This window comes from Nocardioides sp. J9 (assembly GCF_007829375.1).
GTDB lineage: Bacteria > Actinomycetota > Actinomycetes > Propionibacteriales > Nocardioidaceae > Nocardioides.
Genome location: NZ_VLJQ01000101.1, coordinates 20452 through 28014 on the forward strand (window position 1 = coordinate 20452; position 7563 = coordinate 28014).

A 7563-nucleotide genomic window follows, 5' to 3' on the forward strand; every position below is an offset into this window, starting at 1 on the left:
TCCCATGTTGCGCTGGCTGACTGCGGGGGAGTCCCACGGCCCCTCCCTGGTCGCGATCCTCGAGGGGCTGCCCGCCCACGTCGAGGTGACGACCGACGACATCTCCGACTCCCTCGCCCGTCGGCGTCTCGGCTACGGCCGCGGCGCGCGGATGAAGTTCGAGGCCGACGAGGTGACGATCACCGGCGGCGTGCGCCACGGCCGCACCCAGGGCGGCCCCGTCGCCATCCAGGTCGGCAACACCGAGTGGCCCAAGTGGGAGACCGTCATGGCGGCCGACCCGGTGGACGCCGCCGTGCTCGAGAAGCAGGCCCGCAACGCCCCGCTCACCCGTCCGCGCCCCGGCCACGCCGACCTCGCGGGCATGCAGAAGTACGACTTCGAGGACGCCCGGCCGATCCTCGAGCGCGCCTCCGCGCGCGAGACCGCGGCCCGCGTCGCGCTCGGCCGTGTCGCCAGCAACTTCCTCGAGCAGGCCACCGGCGCCCGCATCGTCAGCCACGTGCTGGAGATCGGCGGCGTCCGCACCCCCTCGCGCGACCTGCCGGCGCCCGACGACGTCGCCCGCCTCGACGCCGACCCGGTGCGCTGCCTCGACCCCGACGGCTCCAAGCAGATGGTCGAGCGAATCGACCAGGCCCACAAGGACGGCGACACCCTCGGTGGCGTCGTCGAGGTCGTCGTGCACGGCCTGCCGCCGGGCCTGGGCTCGCACGTGCACTGGGATCGGCGCCTCGACGCCCGGCTCGCGGGTGCGCTCATGGGCATCCAGGCCATCAAGGGCGTCGAGGTCGGCGACGGCTTCGAGCTCGCGGCGACGCCCGGCTCGCTCGCGCACGACGAGATCGTGCCGACCGAGGAGGGCCTGCGCCGGGTCTCGGGCCGCTCCGGTGGCACCGAGGGCGGGATGACCACTGGCGAGGTGCTGCGCGTGCGCGCCGCCATGAAGCCGATCGCCACCGTCCCGCGCGCCCTGCGCACGGTCGACGTCGCGACCGGCGAGGAGGCGGTGGCCCACCACCAGCGCTCCGACGTCTGCGCCGTCCCCGCCGCCGGCATCGTCGCGGAGGCCATGGTGGCGCTGGTGATCGCCGACGCCGTCACCGAGAAGTTCGGCGGCGACTCCGTCGGCGAGACCCGCCGCAACGTGCAGGCCTACCTCGACAACCTCCGCTACCGGTGACCGCACCCCGCGCCGTCCTCGTCGGCACGATGGGTGCCGGCAAGACCACCGTCGGCCGGATGGTCGCCGGCGCCCTCGGCGTCGGCTTCGCCGACTCCGACCAGGTGGTCGAGGAGCGCGCAGGCAAGAGCGTGCAGGAGATCTTCGTCGACGACGGCGAGCAGACGTTCCGCACCCTCGAGCGCGAGGTCGTCGCGGAGCTCCTCGGTGCGCACGACGGCGTGCTCTCGCTGGGCGGGGGAGCGGTGCTCGACCCCGCCACCCGCGAGCTGCTCGCCGACCACCATGTCGTGTTCCTGCGCGTCGGGCTCGCCGAGGCGGTGAAGCGGGTCGGCCTCGGCGTCGGCCGGCCGCTGCTGCTCGGCAACGTCCGCTCCCGCGTCAAGCAGCTGCTCGACGAGCGCACGCCGATCTACGAGGGCGTCGCGCGCACCACCGTCGAGACCGACGAGCGTCCTGCCGCCGACGTCGCCGCCGACGTCGTCGCCGCCATCGCCGCCCTGGAGGAGTCCCCGTGAGCGAGCCGTCCGTCATCCACGTGGCCACCGCCGCGCCGTACGACGTCGTCGTCGGCCACGGCGTACTCGACCGCCTCCGCGGGCTGCTGCCCGCCGGGGTCCAGCGGGTCGCGATCGTCTGCCCGGAGTCGCTCGAGCACCTCCTCGACCCGTTCGCCGACCTGCTCGACAGCCTCGACGTCGTCGTCCTCCAGGTCCCCGACGGCGAGGAGGCCAAGGACTGGGAGGTCGCCGCGGCGTGCTGGGAGGCCCTGGGCGAGGAGGGCTTCACCCGCTCCGACGCCGTCGTCACCCTCGGCGGCGGCGCGACCACGGACGTCGGCGGCTTCGTCGCCGCCACCTGGCTGCGCGGCGTCGCCGTCGTGCACGTCCCGACCTCGCTGCTGGCGATGGTCGACGCGGCCGTCGGCGGCAAGACCGGCATCAACACCCCCGCGGGGAAGAACCTCGTCGGCTCCTTCCACGAGCCGGCCGGCGTGCTCTGCGACCTCGCCCTGCTCGAGACGCTCCCGCGCGCCGAGCTCGTCGCCGGCCTCGGTGAGGTCGTCAAGTGCGGCTTCATCGCGGACCCGCGGATCCTCGAGCTGGTCGAGACCACCGACCCGGCCACCCTGACCGCTGACTCGCCGGTGCTGCGCGAGCTGGTCGAGCGGGCGATCGCGGTCAAGGCCGACGTCGTCGCGGGCGACCTCAAGGAGAAGGGCGGCGTCGACGGCCACCCCGGCCGCGAGGCGCTCAACTACGGCCACACCCTCGCCCACGCGATCGAGAAGGCCACCGGCTACTCCATCCGGCACGGCGAGGCCGTCGCCCTCGGCTGCATCTACGTCGCCGAGCTCGCCGCCCGTGCGACGGGCCTGCCCGACGGGCTGGTCGACCGCCACCGCGCGGTGTTCGGCAGGGTCGGCCTGCCGACGTCGTGGGACGGTGCCCCGTTCGACGACCTGCTCGCCACGATGCGGGTCGACAAGAAGTCGCGCGGCAACCAGCTGCGCTTCGTCGTGCTCGAGGACGTCGGCCGCCCGGTCGTGCTGGCCGGCCCGTCCGAGGACGACCTGCGCGCGGCCTGGGACGCGCTGGGGGCGACGGCATGAGCCGCCGCGAGGTGTGGGTCCTCAACGGCCCGAACCTCGGCCGTCTCGGCCGGCGCCMGCCGGAGATCTACGGCCACACCACCCACGCCGAGCTCGCCGAGCAGTGTGTCGCCTGGGGTGCCGAGCTCGGCCTCGACGTCGTCGTGCGGCAGACCAACCACGAGGGCGAGCTGCTCGACTGGCTCAACGAGGCCGCCGACCGCGACCTGCCGGTGGTCCTCAACGCCGCCGCCTGGACCCACTACTCGCTCGCCCTCTACGACGCCTGCGCCCAGCTGACGGCGCCGCTGGTCGAGGTTCACATCTCAGAGCCGAAGCAGCGCCCGGAGGAGTTCCGCCACACGTCGTACGTCGAGCCGCACGCCACCCGCACCATCTCCGGGCAGGGCATCGACGGCTACCGGCAGGCCCTGGCGGTCGTCGCCGGGAGCTGACCCCGAGGGTTGGCCCGCGCCGGCGCGGGCAGGCTCGCGCCGTGGCACTCTCGGACCGGCTGCGGCTGCCCACGCGGCGCCCGCTCGTGATCACGCTCGCGGCGGCGGCGTTCCTCGCCCTCAACGCCTTGCTCGGCGCGGTCGCCTCCCTGTGGTGGGCGAGCCTGCTGGTCGTCGCCGCAGCCCTCGCGCTGCTCGTGGTCCACGCCCTTGCCGGCCGGCGCCGCGGCCTGCGCACCGGCGCGGCGTTCGTGACGGCAGCCGCCCTGGTGGTCACCGGCGGCTACGCGGTCGACCCCGCGCCGGTCGGCGAGCAGGGGTGGACGGTGCGGGGCGCTGCCCAGGTGGTCGTCGGGCGGGACGGGGACGTCCTGGTCCTCACCAGCGGTGCCCGCGACCTCGGGACGGGGGAGGAGCGGTGGGTCGCCGACGGCACGGTGCTCGCCGTCGTCGACGGGGTCGCGGTCGTGCAGGGCGGGGACGCCGTCCGCGGCGTCGACGTCGCGTCGGGTGACCGGCTCTGGGAGCGGGACCTCCCGGAGGTCCAGGACGGCGGGTGGGATCCCGTCGTGACAGCCGCCGACGGCGTCGTGGTACTCCGCCGGGACCACCCTGACGACGACGGCGGGGGACTGGGCCTGCGGGCGACGACGGGGGAGACGGTCTGGGAGGTGCCGGACGGCTGGCTCTCGGCGCGCAGCCTGTGGATCCCGAGCTACCTGCCGGTGGCCGAGGCGTTCGTCGTGCACGGCCACGAGCGGTTCGACGACCCCGGGGCGCGGGTGCTGGCGGCCGGGACCGGTGAGGTCGTGCGCGCGGACCTCGACCTGTCCCGCCCCTTCGTCGTGCGCGGCTCCTCGCTGGTGGTCAACGACAACCGCACCGGTCCGCCGCGGGGAGTCCTGCTGGACGGCAGCGGGCGGACCTGGACCTGGACCGCGCGCCTGGCGTTCGTCGAGGGCCTCGAGCGAGGCTGGGACGCCGTGGACGCCGACGGAGCGGCCGAGGTCGTCGACCTCGCGACCGGCGGCACCGAGCGGGTCCCCTACCCGGACGGCTGGACGTACGACGAGGCGCTGGAGGGACCGGTGCTGGCCCTGCGCGACGGACCGCGGCTCGCGGCGTGGAACCCCCGCTCCGGGGCCATGGTGGTCGTGGCTCCCGAGGACGACGAGGAGCTCGACGTCGGCGACGACGTCCGGGTCGAGGGCGACGACGAGCGGCTGCTCGTGGCGCACGTCCGGCAGGACCGGATCGGACGGGACTACACCCACGTCGTGGTCGACGACGGCGCGCGTCGTACCTCCTTCGACTGGAGCCACGAGGGCTGGGCCGGGCTGCAGGTGGTCGCCGGTGTCGCGGTGCTCGTCGACCGCAGCGGCCTGCGCGTGGTGCCGCTGGGTTAGGAGCCGCGCGGCCTCGGCCGATAACATGGCTCGCTGGCGTCGCCACGGCGCCCGCTCCGTTGACACTGACATACGAGAAGGCAGACCTGCGCGCATGGCAACGACGAACGACCTGAAGAACGGCATGGTGCTCAACCTGGAGGGTCAGCTCTGGCAGGTGGTCGAGTTCCAGCACGTCAAGCCCGGCAAGGGCCCGGCGTTCGTCCGCACCAAGCTCAAGCACGTCGAGTCGGGCAAGAACGTCGACAAGACCTTCAACGCCGGCACCAAGGTCGAGACCGCGACGGTCGACCGCCGCTCGTTCCAGTACCTCTACAACGACGGCACCAACTTCGTCTTCATGGACACCCAGGACTACGACCAGGTCGAGGTCGACCCGGACATCGTCGGCTCCGCCGCGGGCTTCCTGCTGGAGAACCAGGAGGTGATCCTCGCGACCAACGAGGGCCGCGTCCTGTTCATCGAGATGCCCGCCTCGGTCGAGCTCGTCGTGTCCTACACCGAGCCCGGCGTCGTCGGCGACTCCGCCACCGGCCGCACCAAGCCGGCCACCCTCGAGACCGGCGCCGAGATCCAGGTCCCGCTGTTCATCGAGCAGGGCGAGAAGATCAAGGTCGACACCCGCGACGGTGGCTCCTACCTCTCCCGCGTGAAGGGCTGAGTGCGTCCCTGATGGGAGCCAGGTCCAAGGCCCGCAAGCGGGCGCTCGACGTCCTCTACGCCGCCGACATGCGCGGCGAGACGGGCGTCGAGGCGCTCGAGCGCGTCATCCGCGAGGGTGAGGGGCCGAGCAACCCCTACACCCGCACCATCGTGGAGGGCGTGACCGAGCGGCGCGAGCGGATCGACGAGGTCCTCACCGAGTTCTCCACCGGCTGGTCCCTCGCCCGGATGCCCGCCGTCGACCGCAACGTCCTGCGCATCGGCGTCTGGGAGCTGCTCTGGGTCGACGACGTGCCCGACACGGTGGCGGTGACCGAGGCGATGGCCCTGGTCCAGGAGCTGTCGACCGACGAGTCGCCCGCCTTCGTCAACGGCGTCCTCGGCGCGATCCAGCGGAGCAAGTCGACGCTCGTCTGACCCTTCCGGGGGCGGCACCGCGTGTGCCAGTGTGGCGACATGTCGCAGCCTGCCGCGCCGGACGAGGTGGACGTCGTCGTCATCGGCCTGGGACCCGGCGGCGAGCACGTCGCCGCCTCCCTGGCCCGGGCCGGGATGTCGGTGGTCGGGGTCGACCGCCGCCTCGTCGGCGGTGAGTGTCCCTACTTCGGCTGCATCCCGTCGAAGATGATGATCCGCGCGGCCGACGCCCTCGCCGAGGCCCGCCGCGTGCCCGCCCTCGGCGGCCACGGAGAAGTCGTCCCTGACTGGACCACGGTCGCCGACCGGGTCCGCGACGAGGCGACCGACGACTGGGACGACCGGGTCGCCGTCGAGCGGCTCGAGGGTGCGGGCGCCCGCTTCCTCCGCGGCGAGGGGCGGCTGGCCGGCCCCGGCCGGGTCGTGGTCACCACCGACGACGGCGACGTCGGGCTGTCGGTACGACGCGGGGTCGTCCTCAACACCGGCACCGAGCCGGCGGTCCCGCCGATCGACGGGCTCGCCGACACGCCGTACTGGACGAACCGGGACGCCGTGCGCGTCCGCGAGCTGCCGAGCAGCCTCGTCGTCCTCGGCGGGGGAGCGATCGGCTGCGAGCTCGCCCAGGCGTTCTCCCGCTTCGGCGTCGAGGTCACCGTCGTCGAGGCCTCCGAGCGGATCCTCGGACCCGAGGAGCCCGAGGCCAGCGCCGTCGTCGCGGCAGCCCTCGAGGCCGAGGGCATCGGCGTCCGGGCGGGGGTCGGCGTCACCTCGGTGTCCCACGACGGCGCCTTCGCGATCGGGCTGGCCGACGGCTCCAGCATCGCCGCGCAGGCGCTGCTCGTCGCGGCCGGGCGCCGCAACAACCTCGACGTCGGACTCGACACGGTCGGGGGAGACCCCTCGGCGCGCGTCCTGGAGACGGACGAGCGGATGCGGGTGGTCGGCGTCGACGGCGTGTGGGCCGTCGGTGACATCACCGGCAAGGGCGCCTTCACCCACATGTCGATGTACCAGGCCAACGTCGCCATCCGTGACCTCAGCGGCGAGGACGGCCCGTGGGCCGACTACCGCGCCGTGTCCCGGGCGACCTTCACCGACCCCGAGGTCGGCGCGGTCGGGATGACCGAGAAGCAGGCCCGCGACGCCGGGCTCCGCGTCGGCACCGGGACCGCCAAGCTCGCCGAGTCCAGCCGCGGCTGGCTGCACAAGGTCGGCAACGACGGGATCATCAAGCTCGTCGCCGACCTCGACCGCGACGTGCTCGTCGGCGCCACCGCCGTCGGCCCCTCCGGCGGCGAGGTCGTCGGCATGCTCGTCACCGCCGTCCACGCCGAGGTCCCGCTGGCAACCCTGCGCGGCATGCACTTCGCCTACCCCACCTTCCACCGGGCCATCGAGACCGCGCTGGGCGACATCTCGGAGGCGTAGGGGTTCTCGGGCCTCGACCAGCGGCGCGAGTGTTGGTTCGGGGTTGATCTTGGCGGCCGCGCACCGTAGCCGACCGGCCCCCCTGTGCTGTCTGGCGCGAGCGCGTCGCCTGTCGACGGAAGCCGCACGGGCGCTCGCTGCGCTCGGCCCGCGGGCATCCGTCGACGCGCSTTCGGCGCGGGCGCCGCGCTGCCGCGCGCGCAGTTGGCTCCGGTGGATGGCTGAGTCCGTTTGCGGCAAGCCTTGGGTTCGCGACGCCGGACTCCCGGTGGTTGAGGTGCGACGAGCGCCAGCGAGGAGCCTCGAAACCTCCGGGCCTTGGTGGCGGGCTGTGGTGGGCACAGTCGGGCGCGCTGGTGCCGCTGGTTTCGAGGCTCGGCGCCGGGGCGCCTCGCACCTCAACCAGCGGCAGTGGCG

8 protein-coding genes are annotated in these 7563 nt (G+C 73.9%); all 8 read left to right on the forward strand.

Annotation, left to right across the window (positions count from 1 at the left end; all coding sequences use genetic code 11):
* Nucleotides 1–4 precede the first annotated feature (4 nt).
* Nucleotides 5–1183, forward strand: coding sequence for a chorismate synthase (gene aroC, locus L615_RS17610; protein WP_028655740.1), 1179 nt, complete (start codon nucleotides 5–7; stop codon nucleotides 1181–1183).
* Nucleotides 1180–1701 (forward strand): shikimate kinase, encoded by a 522-nt coding sequence (locus tag L615_RS17615; RefSeq protein ID WP_028655741.1) that lies wholly within the window; start codon nucleotides 1180–1182, stop codon nucleotides 1699–1701. The genes aroC and L615_RS17615 overlap by 4 nt, the downstream gene beginning before the upstream one ends.
* Nucleotides 1698–2795, forward strand: coding sequence for a 3-dehydroquinate synthase (gene aroB / locus L615_RS17620; RefSeq protein WP_028655742.1), 1098 nt, complete (start codon nucleotides 1698–1700; stop codon nucleotides 2793–2795). Before L615_RS17615 ends, aroB begins: the two co-directional genes overlap by 4 nt.
* A complete protein-coding gene (locus L615_RS17625; protein ID WP_145725906.1) occupies nucleotides 2792–3229 on the forward strand; it encodes a type II 3-dehydroquinate dehydratase in 438 nt (145 codons plus the stop codon). Before aroB ends, L615_RS17625 begins: the two co-directional genes overlap by 4 nt.
* Before the next feature lie 41 nt (nucleotides 3230–3270).
* Nucleotides 3271–4635 (forward strand): PQQ-binding-like beta-propeller repeat protein, encoded by a 1365-nt coding sequence (locus L615_RS17630; RefSeq protein WP_028655744.1) that lies wholly within the window; start codon nucleotides 3271–3273, stop codon nucleotides 4633–4635.
* A gap of 94 nt (nucleotides 4636–4729) precedes the next feature.
* Nucleotides 4730–5296 carry an elongation factor P gene (efp, locus tag L615_RS17635; RefSeq protein WP_028655745.1) on the forward strand — a complete coding sequence of 189 codons (567 nt, stop codon included), beginning with the start codon at nucleotides 4730–4732 and terminating at the stop codon, nucleotides 5294–5296.
* A gap of 11 nt (nucleotides 5297–5307) precedes the next feature.
* Nucleotides 5308–5715 (forward strand): transcription antitermination factor NusB, encoded by a 408-nt coding sequence (nusB, locus tag L615_RS17640; RefSeq protein ID WP_028655746.1) that lies wholly within the window; start codon nucleotides 5308–5310, stop codon nucleotides 5713–5715.
* A gap of 39 nt (nucleotides 5716–5754) precedes the next feature.
* Nucleotides 5755–7146, forward strand: a complete 1392-nt coding sequence (locus tag L615_RS17645) for an NAD(P)/FAD-dependent oxidoreductase (protein WP_145725908.1) — start codon at nucleotides 5755–5757, stop codon at nucleotides 7144–7146.
* Nucleotides 7147–7563: the final 417 nt, after the last annotated feature.

Coding starts and splice junctions, on each gene's coding strand:
- efp (WP_028655745.1), top strand. CDS start 4,730: ATGGCAACGACGAACGACCTGAAGAACGGCATGGTGCTCAACCTGGAG.
- aroC (WP_028655740.1), top strand. CDS start 5: ATGTTGCGCTGGCTGACTGCGGGGGAGTCCCACGGCCCCTCCCTGGTC.
- L615_RS17645 (WP_145725908.1), top strand. CDS start 5,755: ATGTCGCAGCCTGCCGCGCCGGACGAGGTGGACGTCGTCGTCATCGGC.
- nusB (WP_028655746.1), top strand. CDS start 5,308: ATGGGAGCCAGGTCCAAGGCCCGCAAGCGGGCGCTCGACGTCCTCTAC.